The 18,042-nt window shown below is 67.0% G+C and carries 16 protein-coding genes; 14 read left to right on the forward strand and 2 right to left on the reverse strand.

The genetic code is table 11. The features are described 5' to 3' along the window. Positions 1-310: 310 nt before the first annotated feature. From CHC08_RS15775 to CHC08_RS15790, 4 genes are read left to right on the forward strand one after another with little or no spacing between them, the layout of a single operon-like run. Entirely contained in the window at positions 311-1,438 is a 1,128-nt protein-coding gene (locus tag CHC08_RS15775; protein ID WP_179282059.1) for a polyamine ABC transporter substrate-binding protein, read from the forward strand. Further along, positions 1,438-2,319 (forward strand): ABC transporter permease, encoded by an 882-nt coding sequence (locus CHC08_RS15780; RefSeq protein WP_179282060.1) that lies wholly within the window; start codon positions 1,438-1,440, stop codon positions 2,317-2,319. Before CHC08_RS15775 ends, CHC08_RS15780 begins: the two co-directional genes overlap by 1 nt. After that, on the forward strand, positions 2,312-3,085 hold the full coding sequence (locus tag CHC08_RS15785) for an ABC transporter permease (protein WP_089208129.1): 774 nt from the start codon (positions 2,312-2,314) through the stop codon (positions 3,083-3,085). Before CHC08_RS15780 ends, CHC08_RS15785 begins: the two co-directional genes overlap by 8 nt. Then, positions 3,085-4,110: an ABC transporter ATP-binding protein gene (locus CHC08_RS15790; RefSeq protein WP_089208031.1), complete on the forward strand. Its 1,026-nt coding sequence runs from the start codon at positions 3,085-3,087 to the stop codon at positions 4,108-4,110. The genes CHC08_RS15785 and CHC08_RS15790 overlap by 1 nt, the downstream gene beginning before the upstream one ends. Here CHC08_RS15790 and CHC08_RS15795 read toward each other — a convergent pair. Then, the gene (locus tag CHC08_RS15795) at positions 4,104-4,730 is read right to left on the reverse strand and encodes a TetR/AcrR family transcriptional regulator (protein ID WP_089208032.1); all 627 of its coding nucleotides are present in this window, start codon (positions 4,728-4,730) and stop codon (positions 4,104-4,106) included. The genes CHC08_RS15790 and CHC08_RS15795 overlap by 7 nt on opposite strands. A 126-nt stretch (positions 4,731-4,856) precedes the next feature. Here CHC08_RS15795 and CHC08_RS15800 point away from each other — a divergent pair, with 126 nt between their 5' ends. From CHC08_RS15800 to CHC08_RS15825, 6 genes are all read left to right on the forward strand, one after another. Continuing rightward, positions 4,857-6,128 carry a glycosyltransferase gene (locus tag CHC08_RS15800; RefSeq protein ID WP_179282061.1) on the forward strand — a complete coding sequence of 424 codons (1,272 nt, stop codon included), beginning with the start codon at positions 4,857-4,859 and terminating at the stop codon, positions 6,126-6,128. Between the two features lie 35 nt (positions 6,129-6,163). Then, the gene (locus tag CHC08_RS15805) at positions 6,164-7,561 is read left to right on the forward strand and encodes an aminobutyraldehyde dehydrogenase (RefSeq protein WP_089208033.1); all 1,398 of its coding nucleotides are present in this window, start codon (positions 6,164-6,166) and stop codon (positions 7,559-7,561) included. Between the two features lie 195 nt (positions 7,562-7,756). Then, positions 7,757-10,888, forward strand: a complete 3,132-nt coding sequence (locus CHC08_RS15810; RefSeq protein ID WP_179282062.1) for a nitrate- and nitrite sensing domain-containing protein — start codon at positions 7,757-7,759, stop codon at positions 10,886-10,888. Further along, the gene (locus CHC08_RS15815; protein WP_089208035.1) at positions 10,885-11,307 is read left to right on the forward strand and encodes a roadblock/LC7 domain-containing protein; all 423 of its coding nucleotides are present in this window, start codon (positions 10,885-10,887) and stop codon (positions 11,305-11,307) included. The genes CHC08_RS15810 and CHC08_RS15815 overlap by 4 nt, the downstream gene beginning before the upstream one ends. 9 nt (positions 11,308-11,316) lie before the next feature. Beyond that, complete coding sequence (locus tag CHC08_RS15820) at positions 11,317-11,718, forward strand: DUF742 domain-containing protein (RefSeq protein WP_089208036.1); 402 nt, start codon at positions 11,317-11,319, stop codon at positions 11,716-11,718. 7 nt (positions 11,719-11,725) lie between these two features. After that, complete coding sequence (locus CHC08_RS15825; protein ID WP_089208132.1) at positions 11,726-12,265, forward strand: GTP-binding protein; 540 nt, start codon at positions 11,726-11,728, stop codon at positions 12,263-12,265. Positions 12,266-12,932: 667 nt separating this feature from the next. On the opposite strand, the gene CHC08_RS15830 is transcribed toward CHC08_RS15825, so the two are convergent. Beyond that, positions 12,933-13,709: an ABC transporter ATP-binding protein gene (locus CHC08_RS15830; protein WP_179282063.1), complete on the reverse strand. Its 777-nt coding sequence runs from the start codon at positions 13,707-13,709 to the stop codon at positions 12,933-12,935. Between the two features lie 254 nt (positions 13,710-13,963). Here CHC08_RS15830 and CHC08_RS15835 point away from each other — a divergent pair, with 254 nt between their 5' ends. From CHC08_RS15835 to CHC08_RS15850, 4 genes are read left to right on the forward strand one after another with little or no spacing between them, the layout of a single operon-like run. Next, the gene (locus CHC08_RS15835; protein ID WP_179282064.1) at positions 13,964-14,950 is read left to right on the forward strand and encodes an ABC transporter substrate-binding protein; all 987 of its coding nucleotides are present in this window, start codon (positions 13,964-13,966) and stop codon (positions 14,948-14,950) included. Next, positions 14,947-15,726: an ABC transporter permease gene (locus CHC08_RS15840; RefSeq protein ID WP_089208039.1), complete on the forward strand. Its 780-nt coding sequence runs from the start codon at positions 14,947-14,949 to the stop codon at positions 15,724-15,726. The genes CHC08_RS15835 and CHC08_RS15840 overlap by 4 nt, the downstream gene beginning before the upstream one ends. After that, positions 15,723-16,592 (forward strand): ABC transporter permease, encoded by an 870-nt coding sequence (locus CHC08_RS15845; protein ID WP_089208040.1) that lies wholly within the window; start codon positions 15,723-15,725, stop codon positions 16,590-16,592. The genes CHC08_RS15840 and CHC08_RS15845 overlap by 4 nt, the downstream gene beginning before the upstream one ends. Positions 16,593-16,617: 25 nt before the next feature. Continuing rightward, entirely contained in the window at positions 16,618-17,907 is a 1,290-nt protein-coding gene (locus tag CHC08_RS15850) for a flavin-dependent oxidoreductase (protein ID WP_089208041.1), read from the forward strand. Positions 17,908-18,042: the final 135 nt, after the last annotated feature.

Consider the following 18,042-nt stretch of genomic DNA (forward strand, 5'->3'; position numbering starts at 1 on the left):
TACCACTTGAGAAACCGGAAGAGGCGGGCTCGGGAAGCGGGTGAAAGTGACGAACGATGAATGGTTTGGAAACAGCGCAGGTCAAAGCCTCAACTAGTTGGCTCGTTCGCCCATCGCCGGCCTCCGGAACCGTGTCGAGTCGCTTCCATATTGAACATCGGTTCACCAAACAAACCAGGCTTTCCAGGGGCGGTGTCCCGAAAAGTCTTGCTCAAGTTATTCTTGACTGCAACACTCCTGCTTTGGTCTGCCGTGTCTACTGCGACCAGTCTGCCCCCACTTACACTGAATTTTGAAGGAGAATGCGGCCGTGTCCCGTATCCGGTACACCCGTCGTTTTCCGGCTGCCGTCATGGTGGTCGGACTTGCGCTCGCAGCATCGGCCTGCGGCGGGGAGGCCGCAGACACCACTGCCGCCGTCCCCGCCGCCAGTGCCTCTTCCGCGCAGCTCAACCCGAACGCGGATCTTTCCAAGCAGAGCGTGGCCATCTCGGTCTGGCCCGGCTACACCCCCGAAGACCTCCCCGCGAAGGTCAAGTCCAAGCTCGGGCTGGACCTGAAGGTCGCGCTTCACGACACCAACGAAATCATCATGGCGAAGCTGACCGCCGGCTCCGACACCGGTTTCGACGTGGCGTTCGTCTCCGGCCAGTACGCCCAGGCCCTCAACGAGGCCGGCCTGCTGGAGCCGATCCACCCCGAGCTCATCCCGAACCTCGCGAACCTCTACCCCGAGGCCAAGGAGCTCGCCTACGACAAGGGCAACACCTTCTCGGTCCCCTACACCTGGGGCACCACGGGCATCTGCTACCGCACCGACCTGGTGAAGACCCCGCCGACGAGCTGGAACGACATCCTCGACCCGCCGGCCGAGGCCCTGAAGAAGGTCACCATGATGACCACCGAGCGCTGGCTGGCCCTGCCCGCCATCAAGGCGCTCGGCTACTCGGTCAACACCAAGAGCGACGACGAGATCGCCAAGGTCAAGGCGAAGCTGCTGGAGGCCAAGCCGAAGCTGCTCGGCTACGACGACACCACCTTCGGCGACAAGCTCAAGAGCGGCGAGGCCGTGATGGTCGAGGCGTGGGACGGCTGGTGCCCGACCACCGAGAAGAACATCAAGTTCGTGGTGCCGAAGGAGGGCAGTGACCTCTGGGTGGACACGATGGTGGTGCTGAAGTCCTCCAAGAACAAGGAGGCCGCCCACGCGTTCATCAACTACATCCTGGACCCGGAGATCCACGGCTGGGCCGCGGAGACGATCCTCTACAAGGTCCCGAACAAGGCCGCGATGGACTCCATCGACCCCGCGCTCAAGGCCGCCAACGCCCCGCTCCAGATGACCCCCTCGCAGCTGCTCGAGGGTGAGTCCATCGTCGACCTCGGCGAGGACTCGGTGAAGTTCACCCGGCTCGCGACCGAGGTCTCGGCGAAGTAGTGGCACGTTCCACCGTCTCCGGCGCGCCTGTGAAGTCACAGGCGCGCCGGTCGCGTGCCCTGGGACGGCTTGTCTTCCTGGGGCCGGGTCTGACCTACCTGATCGTTCTTCTGCTGGTCCCGCTGGCGCTGCTTCTCAGCTACATCCCCTTCCGAAGGGGCCGCTTCGGCGGCATCGTCTACGAGCTGACCGGGGAGAACTTCACCCGGCTGATCGACCCGCTCTACCTCGACGTCGTGCTCGGTTCGCTGAAGATCGCCACAATCGCCACGGTGATCGCTCTGCTGGTCGGCTATCCGACGGCCTACCTGATCGCGCAGCTCCCCCGGAAGTGGAAGACGATCGCCCTGGTCGCGATCGTGCTGCCGTTCTGGACGAACTTCCTGGTCCGCATCTACGCCTGGATCATCCTGCTCAGCGGCCCCGGCCTGGTGAACTCCACGCTCATGGACCTGGGGCTGATCGACAAGCCGCTGGAGCTGCTCTACAACCAGGGCACCATCATCACCGGCCTGATCTACTCCTACCTGCCGCTGATGGTGCTGCCCCTGTACGCGGCGATCGAGAAGCTGGACCCGCAGCTCCGCGAGGCCTCGGCCAACCTCGGAGCCAGGCCCGCCCGGACGTTCCTCTCCGTGACGCTGCCGCTGACCCTGCCGGGTGTGATCACCGGGTGCCTGTTCGTCTTCGTGCCGAGCTTCGGTAACTTCGTCGTTCCCGAGCTGCTCGGCGGCGGCCGTTCGATCATGGTCGGCAACCTGATCAGGGACCAGTTCCTCAAGGCGCGCGACTGGCCGTTCGGAGCCACCCTCTCGCTGGCGCTGATCGCCGTGCTGATCGTCCTGCTCCTCCTGCAGGCCTGGAGTGCCCGCCGTGCGTAGACCCCGCCTGATGTACGTCCCCTTCTGGATGACCTACGTCTTCCTGTACACGCCGATCGTGGTCCTTGTTGTGATGTCGTTCAACTCCGACGACTCGCCCTACACCTTCGGCGGCTTCAGCCTGAAGTGGTACGGCGAGCTCGCCTCGGACGCCAACGTCCGCGAGGGCCTGATCAACACGTTGATCGTGGCGGTCGGATCCACGGTGCTGGCCACCGCGCTCGGCACCCTGCTGGCCGTGGGCCTGGCCCGCCACAGCAGGTCACGGCTGCTGGACGCGATCAGCGTGATGCCGGCCGTCCTGCCCGACCTGGTGCTGGGCATCGGCCTGCTCGTGTTCTACGCCACGATCAAGGCGACCCTCGGCCTGTACTCGGTGGTGCTGGCGCACACGGTGTTCGGCATGGCGTTCGTGACCGCGGTGGTCCGGACCCGGCTCGCCAACAGCGACACCTCCCTGGAGGAGGCGTCCAGGGACCTGGGCGCGACGCCGTTCACCACGTTCTTCCGCATCACGCTGCCGCAGCTCGCGCCGGGCATCGTGGCGGGTGCGCTGCTGGCGTTCACACTCTCCATCGACGAGTTCGTGATCGCGTCCTTCACCGCGGCGCCGCTCGAGCCCACCCTGCCCATCGTCATCTACTCAATGGTCCGCTTCGGGGTCACTCCGGAGATCAACGCGCTGGCCACACTGCTGCTCGCCGTGAGCTTCACCGTAGTGATCGCGGCGCAGCGGATGACCCGACTGACGGAGTCCCTGTCCTAATGTTGCAGATCACAGGTGTCAGCCGCCGGTTCGGCGACATCACGGCTCTGTCGGAGGTCTCCCTGGAGATCCGGCAGGGCGAGTTCTTCGCGCTGCTCGGTCCCAGCGGCTGCGGCAAGACGACCCTCCTGAGAATCCTGGCCGGCTTCGAGGCCCCCGACGAGGGCACCGTCACGCTGGACGGCGAGGACCTTCTCCGGCAGGCCGCGCACCGCCGGCCGGTCAACCTCATGTTCCAGTCCTACGCGCTGTTCCCGCACATGACCGTGGCGAAGAACGTCGCCTACGGCCTGGAGAGGGAGAAGCTGGCTGGGGCGGAGATCCGCCGCCGGGTGGGCGAGGTCCTGGAGAAGGTCGGGCTGGACACGATGGCCGGGCGCAAACCGCAGCAGCTCTCCGGCGGCCAGCGGCAGCGGGTCGCGCTGGCCCGTGCGATCGTGAAGCGGCCGCGCCTGCTGCTGCTGGACGAGCCGCTGTCGGCGCTGGACAAGAAGGTGCGCGCGGAGATGCAGCTGGAGCTCAAGCGGCTCCAGAACGAGGTCGGCATCACCTTCGTCGTGGTCACCCACGACCAGGAGGAGGCCATGTCCCTGGCCGACCGGATCGCGGTCTTCAGCGAGGGCAGGGTCCAGCAGGTGGACGCGCCGGTGGAGCTGTACGAACGCCCGCGCACCCCGTTCGTCGCCGGCTTCGTGGGGGCCAACAACCTCTTCGAGGGCAGGGCCTGCTCGGTCGGCCTGGCCAGTGACGGGCTCGGGGTGCTCCCCGGAGTGTCGACCCTGCCCGACGGGACGCCCGCGCTGCTCGCCGTACGGCCGGAGCGGCTCAGGCTGGACGGCCAGGGCGTTCTTCGCGGAGACGTCGTCGACGTCAGCTTCTACGGTGGTGTCTCGCACGTCTCGGTCCGGGTGGCCGGGCGCTCGACGCCGGTTCTGGTGGCCACGCAGGGGGCCACCCAGGTCCAGGCGGGATCTCCGGTGGCACTCTCCTGGTCTGCCGGGGACGGAGTGCTGATCCCTCAGTGAGACGTCTTGAGCGGGTTGTTCGCCTTGAGCGGGTTGCCGGTCGCGATCCTGGCATAGGCCAGGATCAGCTCGACCGCCTCCTCCGGGCCGATCACCGGGTGGCGGGCCGTTATGCGGTAACCGTACGCATCTTCGAGCGCGACCAGGTTGCGGGCGATGACCAGCGCGTCACCGGTCAGGGTGAAGGTCCCCAGCGCGGCTCCGGTGTCCAGGATGCTCTGGTACAGCGAGACCTGGCGGTCGTAGAGCGTGGTGAGCAGCAGCGCGTACATCCTGTTGCGGGCCGCGGCTCCGCCGAGTTCGTTGAGCAGCCGGACGTCCGGGTCGTCCGGGCCGTGCGGCAGACCCGAGCGGATGGTCACGACGAGTTTTTCGGCGGGGTCGCGCATGCCGTTGATCCGCTTGAGGCGCTGCTCGTAGAAGCGCTCCATCCCGGCGTGGTGGGCGTCGACCAGCAGTTCACCGAGGCGGGGGTAGTGGTAGAGGACGGCCCCGGAGGTCAGTCCGGCCTCCTCGGCGACGTGGTTGAGATGAACTCCCTCGGTGCCGTACCGGATGATCGCCCGGTGCGCGGCCGCGATGAGATCCAGACGCCGATCCGCCCGCCCCTTGCGCGTCATAATTCCCCGCTTGTCGAAGACCATTCTCTGTGCCGGGGTCCATAGTGACCGTTTTCGGCCGGTTTTGCTAGCTAGACAATTGAATCGCTCTTCAAAAAGCCAACAACCTAGACGCTAGGAGGCGTGGTGTCTCTCACGATCCTGTTCATGCCGGAGAGTGCCTACGGGCCGACGAACAACTGCATCGGCATCGGTGACATTCTGCGTCGGCGTGGACACCGCGTCGTCTTCGCCGCTGAATCCTCCTGGAAGGGAAAACTGGAGGCTCTGGGGTTCGAGGAGGATCTGGTCGACCTCGCGCCGCCGTCAGAGGAGGAGCAGGACGCGGGACAGTTCTGGAAGGACTTCATCCGGGACACCGCCCCCGAATATCGCAAATCGACTCAGGTGCAGCTGGAGACGGTGACCAAGCCGATCTGGGACGCGCTCATCGACGGCGTGAAGTACTGCGAGCCGCAGCTGAAGGCGATCATCGAGCGCGTTCGGCCCGACGTCATCGTCGAGGACAACGTCATCACCTTCCCGGCGCTGCTGACGGCGGGCAAGCCGTTCGTCCGCATCGTCTCCTGCAACCCGCTGGAGGTGCGCGGCGAGGACGTGGCGCCGGTCTTCTCGGGGCTGCCCGCCGACGACCGCTCGGAGTGGGACGCCTTCCGCGCCGAGTACGACCGCACCCACCGTGAGATCTGGACGGCCTTCAACGAATGGGTCGTCGCCCAGGGCGCCGAGCCGCTGCCGGACCTGGACTTCATCCACGAGGGGGACCTGAACCTCTACGTCTTCCCCGAGATCACTGACTACACCGACGCCCGTCCGCTGCCCGGCTCCTGGCACCGCCTGGACTCCTCGGTCCGCGAGACCGACGGCGGCTTCGAGATCCCCGAGTCGCTGGCCGCCAAGGACGGCGCGCTGATCTACTTCTCGCTCGGCTCGCTCGGCTCGGCGGACGTCTCCCTGATGCGGCGGGTCATCGAGGTTCTGGGCACCACCCCGCACCGCTTCATCGTCTCCATGGGCCCGCTGCACGAGGAGATCGAGCTCGCCGACAACATGTGGGGCGCCGAGTTCGTGCCGCAGACCAAGATCATTCCTCTGGTGGACCTGGTCATCACGCACGGCGGCAACAACACCACCACCGAGGCGCTGCACTTCGGCAAGCCCATGATCCTGCTGCCCCTGTTCTGGGACCAGTACGACAACGCGCAGCGTGTCCACGAGCTCGGCTACGGCGTGCGCCTGTCCACCTACGAGTTCACCGACTCCGAGCTGACCGGCGCGCTGGAGCGGCTGCTCGGCGACACCGGACTCCGTGAGCGCCTGGCCGCCGCCGGCGAGGAGATCCGTCGGCGTGACGGCCTGCGCAAGGCCGCGGATCTGATCGAAAAGGCCGGCGCCTAAAAGGTTCCCCGCACGACCACGACGAGGGAAGTTCCATGGGCAAGTTGATCAACCCGGCAACCGGCGAGCTCCTGCGGGAGGTGGCCGACACCCCGCTCGACGGGGTGGCGGCCGCCGTACGACGCGCGCGCGCCGCCTTCGAGGAGTGGAGCGCGGCGACCCCGGCCGAGCGGGCCAGGGTGATGCTGCGCTTCGCCGACCTCGTCGAGGACGACGCCGAGGAGCTCACCCGGCTGGAGGTCTCCGAGACAGGCAAGCCCGCGACGGTGTTCCGCGACGGCGAGCTGCCGTTCGCGGCCGACAACCTTCGCTTCTTCGCCGGGGCGGCCCGCTCGCTGGACGGCACCGGGGCGGGGGTGCTCAGCTCCGGCTACACCTCGGTGCTGGTCCGCCGTCCGGTCGGCGTCGTCGGGTCGATCGCCCCGTGGAACTTCCCCCTTGTCATGGCCGTGTGGAAGGTGGGTCCCGCACTCGCGGCGGGCAACGCGGTGGTCATCAAGCCCGCACCGCAGACGCCGGGCACCACGCTCAGGCTGGCCGAGCTGTTCGCCCGTGCCGGGGCGCCCGAGGGTCTGCTCCAGGTGGTTCTCGGCGACGCGGAGGTGGGAGAGGCCCTGGTCGGTGACCCGGGCGTCGACATGGTGAGCGTCACGGGCTCCACCGCGACCGGCCGCGCCGTCATGCGCGGGGCCGCCGGATCGCTGAAGCGGGTCCACCTGGAACTCGGCGGCAAGGCCCCGGCCCTGGTCTTCGGTGACGCGGACCTGGCCGAGATGGCCAGGGGCGTGGCGATGGGCGCCACGTACAACACGGGTCAGGACTGCACGGCCGCGACCCGCGTCTACATCTCCCGCGAGGTGTACGGCGAGGCCGTCGAGGCGCTTCGCGCGACGCTCGAACAGATCAAGGTGGGGGATCCCTGGGATCCGGCCACCGACATCGGCCCGCTGATCTCCGCGGGTCACCGCGACCGCGTGCACGGCTTCGTGGAACGCTCTGGCGCCTCCGTGCTCTGCGGCGGCGCCCCGCAGGATGGTCCGGGCTTCTACTATCCGCCGACGCTGATCGCCGACGCCCGCCAGGACAGCGAGATCGTCCAGGGCGAGTTGTTCGGCCCGGTGCTGGTGGCCCTGCCGTTCGACGGCGAGGACGAGGCGGTGCGGCTGGCCAACGACACCCCCTACGGCCTGGCCTCCTCGGTCTGGTCCAGGGACGTGGCCAGGGCGCTGCGTGTCTCCCACCGGCTGGACGTGGGCGTGACCTGGGTCAACGACCACCTGCCCATCGCCTCCGAGGCGCCGCACGGCGGGGTCAAGGGAAGCGGCTTCGGCAAGGACATGAGCCAGGAGGCGGTCCAGGAATATTCGGTGACCCGCCACCTGATGATCAAACATCAGGCTCCGGAGGCCAGAGACTCATTCCGGCCCGCTTGATCTTTGATGTCGAAAATCCCTTTTGCGGGCTTTCGTCGGCATTTACTCCATTCGAAGTGACATAAAGGATGTGCTCAAATTGCTTCCGCCGCTTCCAAACCTGTCGAGGGGCTACGTAGGCCAGTGATGACACAAGACCGCCGGAGCCACCGCGCGTCAGGGGTGGGCAGTCGACTCCTGCCGGCGAACTGGCGCGTGCGTCCCCGTCTGGTCGCGCTGATCCTGCTCCCGACCGCGGCGGCCGTCCTGCTGTCCGGTCTTCAGCTGACCGCCTCGCTGTCCACCGCCGCCGAGTACGGCAGGATGACCGAGGTCGCCTCACTGGTCGAGGGTCTTGGCACCCTCTCCCACGAGATGGCAGAGGAGCGCGACCTCACCGCCTGGTACATCGCCAACAACCGCAACGCCGCCCGGTTCAAGCAGGTCAAGGATCAGCAGCAGACGGTCGACCGGACCTCCAAGCAGGTTCTGACCGCAATCGACGGCCTCGACAGCGCGCAGACACTGCGTGTCCGCACCGAGACCTCCCAGATGCGCCGCTGGCTGGAGGGTCTCCCCGGTCTGCGAAAGCTGATCACCGGGAGCAACGTCCTTCCGCGCGCGGCCCTGGGCATGTACTCGCGGATGATCGCCGACTTCATCACCCTCCACGACGACCTGGGCCGCAGCGGCGGCGACGAGCGCCTCATCGGTGACGCGCTCGCGCTCGGCGCGCTGACCCGGGCCAAGGAGCAGGTCGCCAGGGAGCGGGGCATCCTGCTCGTCGGCCTGATCCAGCGGAAGTTCGACTTCGACGACCCGGCCGACTTCCTGGGGGCGTACAAGAGCCAGGAGAGCGAGCTGGCCTCCTTCCGGGCGACCGCCACGGCCGGCGACATCAAACGGTTCCGCGACGTGGTCAGCGGCCCGAAGATCGACAGGGCCGACGCCATGCGTGCCCTGGTCATGTCCCGCATGCGCGAGAACAAACCGCTGGCCAGACTCAGGATCACCGAGTGGTACGACTCCTCCACCGCGATGGTGGACGGCATGCGGACCGTCGAGCGCGGCCTCTCCGCCGCGGTGGTCGCCCGCAGCCAGGAGATGGAGAGCGCCGAACAGCGCAGCGCCTTCATCTCCGGTGCCGCGATCCTGGTCCTGCTGGTTCTGATCCTGCTGATCACCGCCTGGGTGGCCGGCACGCTGGTCCGGCCGCTGCGCAGGCTGCGGACCGAGGCGCTCGAGGTGGCAGACACCCGGCTGCCGGAGACCGTCCGCGTGCTGCGGGAGTCCGGCGACCACGCTCCACACGTCGAGGTGCCCTCCATCGGAGTGGTCTCCCGCGACGAGATCGGGGAAGTGGCCCGGGCCTTCGACGAGGTCCACCGCGAGGCCATCCGGCTGGCGGGCGACGAGGCCCGCCTGCGGAGCAACGTCAACGCGATGTTCGTCAACCTCTCCCGGCGCACCCAGTCGCTCGTGGAGCGGCAGATCGACCTCATCGACGACCTGGAGCAGGGCGAGCAGGACGACGCCCGGCTGGGCAGCCTCTTCAAGCTGGACCACCTGGCCACCCGCATGCGCCGCAACTCCGAGAACCTCCTGGTCCTCGCCGGCCAGGAGCAGAGCCGCCGGTGGAGTGAGCCGGTCCCGCTCAGCGACGTCGTCCGCGCCTCCCTGTCGGAGGTCGAGAACTACGAGCGGGTGACCCTGCGGGTCGAGTCCGGCATCCTGGTCATCGGCCAGGCCGTCAACGACATCGTCCACCTGATCGCGGAGCTCGTCGAGAACGCGATCTTCTTCTCGCCGCAGGACACCAAGATCACGGTGACCAGCAACGGCAACGAGATGGGGGCCGTCATCCTGGCGGTCACGGACTCGGGCATCGGCATGAGCGAGGAAGAGCTGGCCGAGGCCAACCGCCGTCTGTCCGAGCCGCCCGCGGTGGACCTGTCGGTCTCCCGCAGGATGGGCCTGTTCGTGGTCGGCCGTCTGGCCATGCGCCACGGCATCCGGGTTCAGCTACGGCGTCCGGAGACCGGCGGCCTGAGCGCCGTCGTCCTCCTTCCCGTGCAGGTGGTGGCCCAGCCCGAGCCGGCGATGGCCGGCCCTGCCGGGCAGTCAGGGCTGTCCGCGTCGTTCGGCGCCCCGGCGAACCAGGCCCCGTTCGGCTCCGCGTCGAACAGCAACCAGGCCTCGTTCGGCTCCGCGTCGAACAGCAACCAGGCCTCGTTCGGCTCCGCGTCGAACAACCCGGGGCTCTTCGACTCCACATCAAACAACCCGATCCAGTTCGACGCCACGTCGAACAGCCTGGGGTCCTTCGGCGCCACGTCCGGCAACATGGACTCGTTCGGCCTGGCGTTGAACAATCCCGACCCGTTCGGTTCGGCGTCGAACAACCCGGATCCGTTCGGAGCCGCCCCGGTGCGCGGGGCACGGCCGCCCCAGGGACCCCAGGGACTCGCCCAGCCGCCGGTTCCGGCACAGCCGCCCCAGCCGCCCACTCCGGCGCAGGGGTCGAACAACCTCTGGGCGGCGCCGGTGGTGTCCGCCTCCGCGGTGGAGGATCTGTGGTCGTCGCCTTTCTCGTCGACCTCGCAGACGTCGTTCCCGCCGCCGGGACAGGAGGTCCCTCAGCCCGATCCGTGGGCGCAACAGCGCGCGGACCTGGCGGAGGACACCCAGACCATGCCCGCGGTCGAGACGTCTGCGCTGGACTCGAAGCCGGATGAGTTCCTGCCGATCTTCGCGGCGGTGGGATCCGACTGGTTCCGTGGCAGCGACGTCGGAGCCGAATCCGAGGTCGAGCCGCTCGACTCCGCACCCGCGGACCCCGCGACTCCCGCAGCCGAGGGTGGTTTCCGGCCGCTGGAGCCCCGGGTCCGGCGGCCGGGGCCGCACGGCCTGGAGCCCCGACAGCCTAAAACCCCCCCAATCGGCGCTCAGGGCCCCGCGGGGCTCCGGGCCGCTCAGCCCCAGGAAGGTCCCCCGCAACTGTCACAGAGGCCGCAGCAGCCCCAGCAGACACAACAGCCCCGGTCGGCCGCGCCGCCCGTCGGCAGGCAACCGTGGAGCACTCCCGCGGACCAGGGCTGGGCGGCCGCCGAGGCCGCCAAGAAGCCCGCGGAGGGTGGCACGACCGGAGCGGGTCTGCCCAAGCGTGTGCCGAAGGCGAATCTCGTTCCCGGATCCGCCTCCGCGGCTCCGGCGGCGCCGGCGGCCCCGATGCCGCCGATCTCCGCGGAACGGGTGCGCAGTCGTCTGTCCAGTTTCCAGCAAGGCGTACGGCAGGGCCGCGCTGAGATGAGCCAGCGGTCCAACGCCGTCGAGGGAGAGAACCAGTGAACAACCAACTCAGTCAGGCCGCCCGCGGCTTCAACTGGCTGATCACCGAGTTCGTCAAGGAGATGCCGGGGGTGGCGCACGCGGTGATCGTCTCCGCGGACGGCCTTCCGCTGGCCTACTCGCAAGGCTTCCCGAAGGATCGCGCCGACCAGCTCGCCGCGATCACGGCAGGCCTGATCAGCCTGACCCAGGGGGCCGCCCGCGTCTTCGAGGGCGGCTCCGTTTCGCAGACAGTGATCGAGATGCAGCGGGGTCTCCTGCTGACCATGTCGATCAGCGACGGTTCAGCGCTGGCCGTACTGGCCTCGCCGGACTGTGACATGGGCCTTGTGGCCTACCAGATGACGCTGTTGGCAGAGCGTGCCGGCCAGGCGCTCACGCCTGCGCTCCGCGCCGAGCTGCAGTCTGTTCAGCGATAGGGGGGTGATATGGACGCACCGGGTTGGCGTGGACCGGGGGAGGAGTCCCCTAATACGTCTCAGGCGAAGAGTGGGCGAGATCGTTTGATTCGCCCGTACGCTGTGACCGGGGGACGGACCGCCCCCCGGATACAGCTTGCTCTTGAGGCGCTGGTTTCCTCGGCGACGTTGGCGAACGTGGATATATCCACGCTCTCCACGGAGTACCAGGCGATCATTTCGTTGTCCCGGCAGGTGCGCTCGGTCGCCGAGTTGTCGGCGTTGTTGCGCATGCCGTTGGGTGTGACCCGTGTACTGATCGCGGACATGGCGGCCGAGGGCCTGGTGCAGCTTCACCAGCCGCAGCTGGATGCTGGAAAGCCGGATCTCAACTTGCTTGAAAGGGTGCTCAGTGGGCTTCGCAGGCTCTGACGCCGGATTGACATCGACGAAGATCGTTGTTGCCGGCGGGTTCGGTGTCGGCAAGACGACCTTCGTTGGTGCGGTCTCCGAGATCATGCCGCTGACCACGGAAGCGGTGATGACAGAGGCGAGTGCGGGAGTCGACGACCTCTCGCACATTCCGACCAAGCGGACCACCACGGTCGCCATGGACTTCGGCCGGGTTTCGCTGGACCGCGATCTGATCCTGTACCTGTTCGGTACGCCGGGTCAGCACCGGTTCTGGTTCATGTGGGACGACCTTGTGAAGGGTGCGATCGGTGCGATCGTGCTCGTCGACACCAGGCGGCTGGCAGACAGTTTCCCGGCGATCGACTACTTCGAAGAGGCCGGGCTGCCATTCGTCGTGGCGCTGAACGGTTTCGGAGGCTCACACGCCCACGGTGAGGAGGAGGTGCGCGAGGCTCTGACGATCCCCCCGCACATTCCTGTCGTACGGACCGATGCCCGGTCCCGCGACGCGGTGAAATCAACCTTGATCACTTTGGTCGAACACGTCCTCACCCTCAGGGTCTGAAAGTCACTGCGTGGGCTCACCCCAACGGGTGGGCCCACGCTGTGTTTCTGCAGTACCCGCAGTACCCCGCAGTACCCCGCAGTCCGCAGTACCCCCGGCACCCGCGCCAACCGGCGGGCCCCCTGGCATCGGTCCCGCGTCTCGCGGCGGGAGAACGGCCATCGGCGGGCGCACACCCCGGTTCGGCCCGGCGACGGCGGCCGGGCGGCACGTCGGCAGAGTCCGTACGGAGATTTGATCTTCCGCTTGTGACGGTGGCGGCCCGGGCGGGCGGGCGCGCGTCCTCCACGGAAATCCGTTCCGCCGAGCCGCGGCGGTATGAAAATTCGATGACGATTTGAATTCGTTTCGAACGCGGAACCTATTTCTCATGAAGATCTTTCTCATAAAGATCTTTGGTCGCATTCGGCCATTTGATTCGCGCCGGCGCGTGCTATCGAACAGCGCGTGATCGGGTGATTGCGATCGAGTGAGAGAACGGGGCGATCGCGGATCGGCGGGGCCGGAATCAATGGCGACAGCCGAAAGCATGCCCGCCTCGTATAACCGGCGGACATGCTTTTGAACGTTCCATCAATAAAATTGTCCGCGAGGCAATCGCACGCGGTGTGAGCTGGGGATTCAGGGAAATACGTGCCCGTCGCCGGCTGAGCCGAAATTCAGGCGACTAGCTCGCGAGGGCCGGCTCGACTCCCCTGACCAGGCGGCCGACCTCGGCGCGCAGGCGGACGAACTCCGGATTCTCCCTGGTGGTGATCTGGTTGCGGGGACCTGGGAGGTTGACGCGCAGGTCGCCGACGACCCTCGAAGGCGACTTGGACAGCACCACGACCCGGTCTCCGACGTAGACGCTCTCGTCGATGTCGTGGGTGATCAGGACGATCGTCATCTGGTGGCGTTCTCTGACCTGCAGGACGAGATCCTCCAGGTCCTCCCTGGTCTGGGCGTCGACGGAGCCGAACGGCTCGTCCATCAGCATCAGCGCGGGACGGTAGGCCAGCGCCCGGGCGATCGCCACGCGCTGCTGCATGCCACCGGAGAGCTCGAAGGGATATTTACTCGCGGCGGCGGGCAGGTCGACCTGCTCCAACGCCTCCTGGGCGGCGGCCATGCGCTGCTTGCGGTCCATGTTCCGGCGGCGCAGCGGCAGGGCGACGTTGTCGCCCACCGACATCCAGGGGAACAGCGAACGGCTGTAGTCCTGGAAGACGACGGCCAGGTTGTCGGGCGTCTGCCGTACCGGGACTCCGCTGACCTCGATGGTTCCGCCGGTCGGCTTGATGAGCCCGGCGATGGAACGCAGCAGAGTGGACTTTCCGCAGCCTGAGGGGCCGACAATGCAGAGAAGCTCGCCCTCGGCGACGCTCAGTTCGAGCCCGCCGATGGCCCGGTGCGCTTTCTCGCCACTGCCGTAGGTGTGGGTGAGGTTGGCGATCTCAAGCAAGGTGATTCCTAGGGCGCGATTCGCTGGAGCTTGTGCGGGGACTCTAGCGGAGGTCAAGTCCACAGTCATGTTATGCCCGATTTGTGCCTTTTCGTCATTTATCATGACATATGTTCTAAATCGGAAATTTGATGCCAGAGTGGTAGAAGTCATTTCATAGACATGTATGTGCGCTACGATCCTGCCATTCTCTTTCCGAAGATCGTTTCTTCATGCTGTGCGGTCTTCTCTTGCTGTGCGGTCCTGGAGGATCCATGAAATTACGCTCATCCATCGTCGGAATCCTGGCGCTGGCGCTTATTGCAGCCACCGGATGCAGCGGCGCCGAGGAGTCCACCAAGGCCACGGCCGCCGGTGGGTCCACCCTCGAGAAGACCAAAATCAACATCGGCACGATCCCGGTCGTCGACACGGCCCCGCTGCAGATCGCGATGGAGAAGGGCCTGTTCAAGGCCGAGGGCCTCGACGTCGCGCTGACCACCCTCGCGGGTGGCGCGGAGGCGATCCCGAAGCTCAAGAGCGGCGCGCTGGACATCAGCTTCGGTAACTACGTCTCCTTCTTCAGCGCCGACGCCAAGGGCGTCATCGACCTGAAGATCGTCTCCGACGGCTTCCAGAGCGCCAAGGGGACGCACACCATCATGGTGGCCAAGGACAGCCCGATCCAGACCGTGGCCGACCTCAAGGGCAAGACCATCGCGGTCAACACCAAGCGCAACATCTCCACGATGCTGATCCGCGCCGCCGCCAAGGCGAACAACTTCGACCTCGACGAGGACAAGAACTTCGTGGAGTTCCCCTTCCCGGAGATGGAGGGCGTGCTGAAGGCCGGCAAGGCCGACGCCATCCAGCCCGTGGAGCCGTTCGGCACCTTCATCGGTCAGTCCATCGGCGCCCGGGTCATCTGGGACACCTCCCAGGGCCCGACCGCTGACTTCCCGATCGCCGGCTACGCGGCGACCTCGGAGTTCGCCAAGGCGAACCCCAACACCGTGGCGGCGTTCCAGCGGGCGATGGGCAAGGCCATGGCGCTGGCGGCGGACCGGGCGAACGTGGTCGCGATCATTCCGAAGTACACCACCATCAAGGCGGACGCGGCAGCCAGCCTCGCCATCGGCGGCTTCCCCACCACGCTGAACGCCACCAGGCTCCAGCGGGTCGCCGACACCATGCACGAGTACGGCCTTCTCGATGAGACCCTCAACGTGCAGGACCTCATCGCGGCCCCTTCGAGCAAATGAACAGAACCCGTGTCATCCGAGGGGTGATCGGAGTCTGTGCGGCGATGGCCCTGGCCGAGATGGTCGTCCGGCTGGGGATCGTCGACTCGGAGGTCGTACCACCGATCTCCGTGGTGCTGCTCCGATCCGTCACGCTGGCGGGGGACCCCGTGTTCCTCGCCGGCGTGGCGGACACGGTCCTGGCCTGGCTGGTCGGTTTGGTCCTGGCCGTCGTCGTGGCGGTCGTCGTCGGTGTGGTGCTCGGATCGGTCCCGTGGCTGAGCACGCCGAGCAGGATCGTGGTGGAGTTTCTCCGCCCGATCCCCTCGGTGGCGCTGATCCCGCTGGCGATCCTGCTGTTCACCTCCGAGACCGAGATGAAGATCTCGCTGATCCTCTACGCGGCGTGCTGGCCCATCCTGCTCAACACGCTTTATGCACTTCAAGACGTGGATCCCGTGGCGAAGGACGCGATGCGCAGTTTCGGCTTCGGCCCCCTGGCCGTGCTCTGGCGGGTCTCGCTACCCAGCGCGGCCCCGTTCGTGGCGACCGGGGTGCGCGTCTCCGCGGGCATCGCGCTGGTCGTGGTCGTGAGTGCCGAGCTTCTGAGCGGTGGTTCGAGCGGCCTCGGCGTCTTCCTCATCAACGCGGGCAGCTCCGGAGGTAACACCGACGTGATGCTGGCCGGCGCGATCTGGGCGGGAGTCCTCGGACTCATCGTCAACGCGCTGCTGGTCCGGGTGGAGCGCGGCGCCTTCCGCTGGCACTTCGCCCGCACCGAGAGGACGGCGGCATGAGCCAGGCCGATACGGCGACGCATGACGACACCAGCCGGCACGCCCGTCCGCCGGGCCGGGCCGGTACGGCGGTGCGCGGCGTTCTCGTCGGGGCGTTCTCCCGGTTCTGGCTCGCGATCGTGTTGATCGCGGCCTGGGAGGTGGCCACCCGGATCATCCAGGAGAGCTACTTCCCGCCGCCGTCGAAGATCGTCGTGGCGATGCACGAGCTGTGGTTCTCCGGCCCGGCGAGCCGGCTGTTCCTCACCCAGGACGCGCTGGACGACTTCGGGCACAGTCTGTACAACCTCTTCGGCGGCTGGGTGCTCGCCTGCCTCGTGGGGGTTGCCATCGGCATCGCGCTGGGTCTGTCCCGCAAGCTGGCCGACTACATCGAGCCGATGATCCACTTCGGGCGGGCGATTCCGCCGCCCACCCTGATCTCCTTCTACATCGCGGCGTTCCAGCTCGGAACGCCCATGCAGGTGGCGACCATCGTCTCCGGCGTCATCTGGCCGGTGCTGCTCAACACCATCGACGGTGTCCGCACGGTGGAGCAGCTCCACCTGGACAGCGCGGAGGTCTTCGGCGTCCGGGGGATCCGCAGGCTCATGTGGATCGTCATCCCCGCCGCGGCCCCCAAGATCGTGGCCGGCCTCCGGATCAGTCTCGGTCTCGCTCTCATCCTGATGATCCTGTCCGAGCTCATCGGGAGCACCGTGGGCATCGGCTCGCTGCTCATCGGCGCCCAGCGCAGCTTCGAACTGCCCCAGATGTGGGCGGGAATCGTGATTCTGGGCGTACTGGGATACCTGCTCAACGCCGTCTTCGTGGCGGTGGAGAAGCGGGCACTCAGGTGGCACCTGAGCTCGCGGGGGGCGATATGAACCCTGGGCGGACATCGAGGCGGCCATGCAAGTACTGATCATCGGCGGTGGCATCGGAGGGCTCACCACCGCGCTGAGCCTTCACGCCGCCGGTATCGACTGCGTGGTCGCCGAGTCGGCCCTGGAGTTGCGCCCCCTCGGGGTGGGCATCAACCTGCAGCCGCACGCCGTCCGGGAGCTGATCGAGCTCGGCCTGGGGGACGAGCTCGCGAAGATCGGCGTCCCGACGAGTTACCAGACCTACACGGACAGGTTCGGCGGGACGATCCTGGCGCTGCCGCGCGGAAGGTACGCGGGATACAACTGGCCCCAGTACTCCATTCACCGCGGGGAGCTGCAGATGCTGCTTCTCTCCGCGGTACGCGAGCGGCTCGGTCCTGGTGCCGTCAGGACCGGGCTGTCGCTGGAGGACTTCGAGCAACACTCGATTGAAACTGCCGGGAACGCCGGGTTCACCGGGGTTACGGCGTCGCTGCGTGACGTGCGGACCGGCGAGCTTCTGAAGGAGACGGCCGACGTCCTCGTGGGCGCGGACGGCATCCACTCGACCGTGCGCGCCCGGCTGCATCCCGACGACGGGCCGCTGATGTGGAACGGGATCCGGATGTGGCGGGGAACGGCCGAGGGAGATCCCTTCCTCGACGGCACCACGCTGATCGTCGCGGGTGCCATGGCGGTGTCCAAGTTCGTGGTCTACCCCATCTCGGCGCCGGTCCGGGGGAAAGTACTGATCAACTGGGTGGCCGAGGTGGCGATCGCCGAACCCGGTCCCCTTGCGGCCGCCGACTGGTCGAGACCCGGCCGACTGGAGGACGTGCTCCCGCATTTCGCCGGCTGGCAGCTGCCCTTTCTGGACGTGCCGGCGCTTATTTCCGGTTCTGGGCGGATCCTGGAATATCCCATGGTGGACAAGGATCCGCTCCCCTGGTGGGGGACGGGCAGGGTCACTCTGCTGGGTGACGCCGCTCACCCGCTGTATCCGGTGGGCAGCAACGGCGGCTCGCAGGCCGTACTGGACGCCCGCGTCCTGGCCAGGGAACTGGCCGGTGCGGCCGACCCGGCCGCGGGACTGGCCGCGTACGAACAGGACCGCAGGACCGCCACCACCAAACTCGTGCTCGCCCATCGTGAGCTGCCCATAGAGGAGACCATCACCTTGGTCACCGAGCGAGCGCCCGATGGGTTCGACGACATCAAAGACGTGCTCACATCGAAGGAACTGACGGATATGGCCGCTGCCCAGCAGCGGATCACCGATATGGACATTAAAGCTCTTAACGACCGTTCTTCGTGGAATGTCGCATATCAGGCGTAATGGTGATGATTCATCGTTTGAGCGTCGCGGGGACCAGGGAGCCGTTGATGAGGGAATTAGGCAAATATGGATGGAAAGTCCGATTTGAGGTACTTAGGGGCATTGGCCGAATTCAAGGAGCTGTGCTCCAATAAC

This window comes from Streptosporangium subroseum (assembly GCF_900188345.1).
Lineage (GTDB): Bacteria > Actinomycetota > Actinomycetes > Streptosporangiales > Streptosporangiaceae > Streptosporangium > Streptosporangium subroseum.

Coding starts and splice junctions, on each gene's coding strand:
- CHC08_RS15790 (WP_089208031.1), top strand. CDS start 3,085: ATGTTGCAGATCACAGGTGTCAGCCGCCGGTTCGGCGACATCACGGCT.
- CHC08_RS15805 (WP_089208033.1), top strand. CDS start 6,164: ATGGGCAAGTTGATCAACCCGGCAACCGGCGAGCTCCTGCGGGAGGTG.
- CHC08_RS15820 (WP_089208036.1), top strand. CDS start 11,317: ATGGACGCACCGGGTTGGCGTGGACCGGGGGAGGAGTCCCCTAATACG.
- CHC08_RS15840 (WP_089208039.1), top strand. CDS start 14,947: ATGAACAGAACCCGTGTCATCCGAGGGGTGATCGGAGTCTGTGCGGCG.
- CHC08_RS15795 (WP_089208032.1), bottom strand. CDS start 4,730: ATGACGCGCAAGGGGCGGGCGGATCGGCGTCTGGATCTCATCGCGGCC.
- CHC08_RS15845 (WP_089208040.1), top strand. CDS start 15,723: ATGAGCCAGGCCGATACGGCGACGCATGACGACACCAGCCGGCACGCC.
- CHC08_RS15835 (WP_179282064.1), top strand. CDS start 13,964: ATGAAATTACGCTCATCCATCGTCGGAATCCTGGCGCTGGCGCTTATT.
- CHC08_RS15850 (WP_089208041.1), top strand. CDS start 16,618: ATGCAAGTACTGATCATCGGCGGTGGCATCGGAGGGCTCACCACCGCG.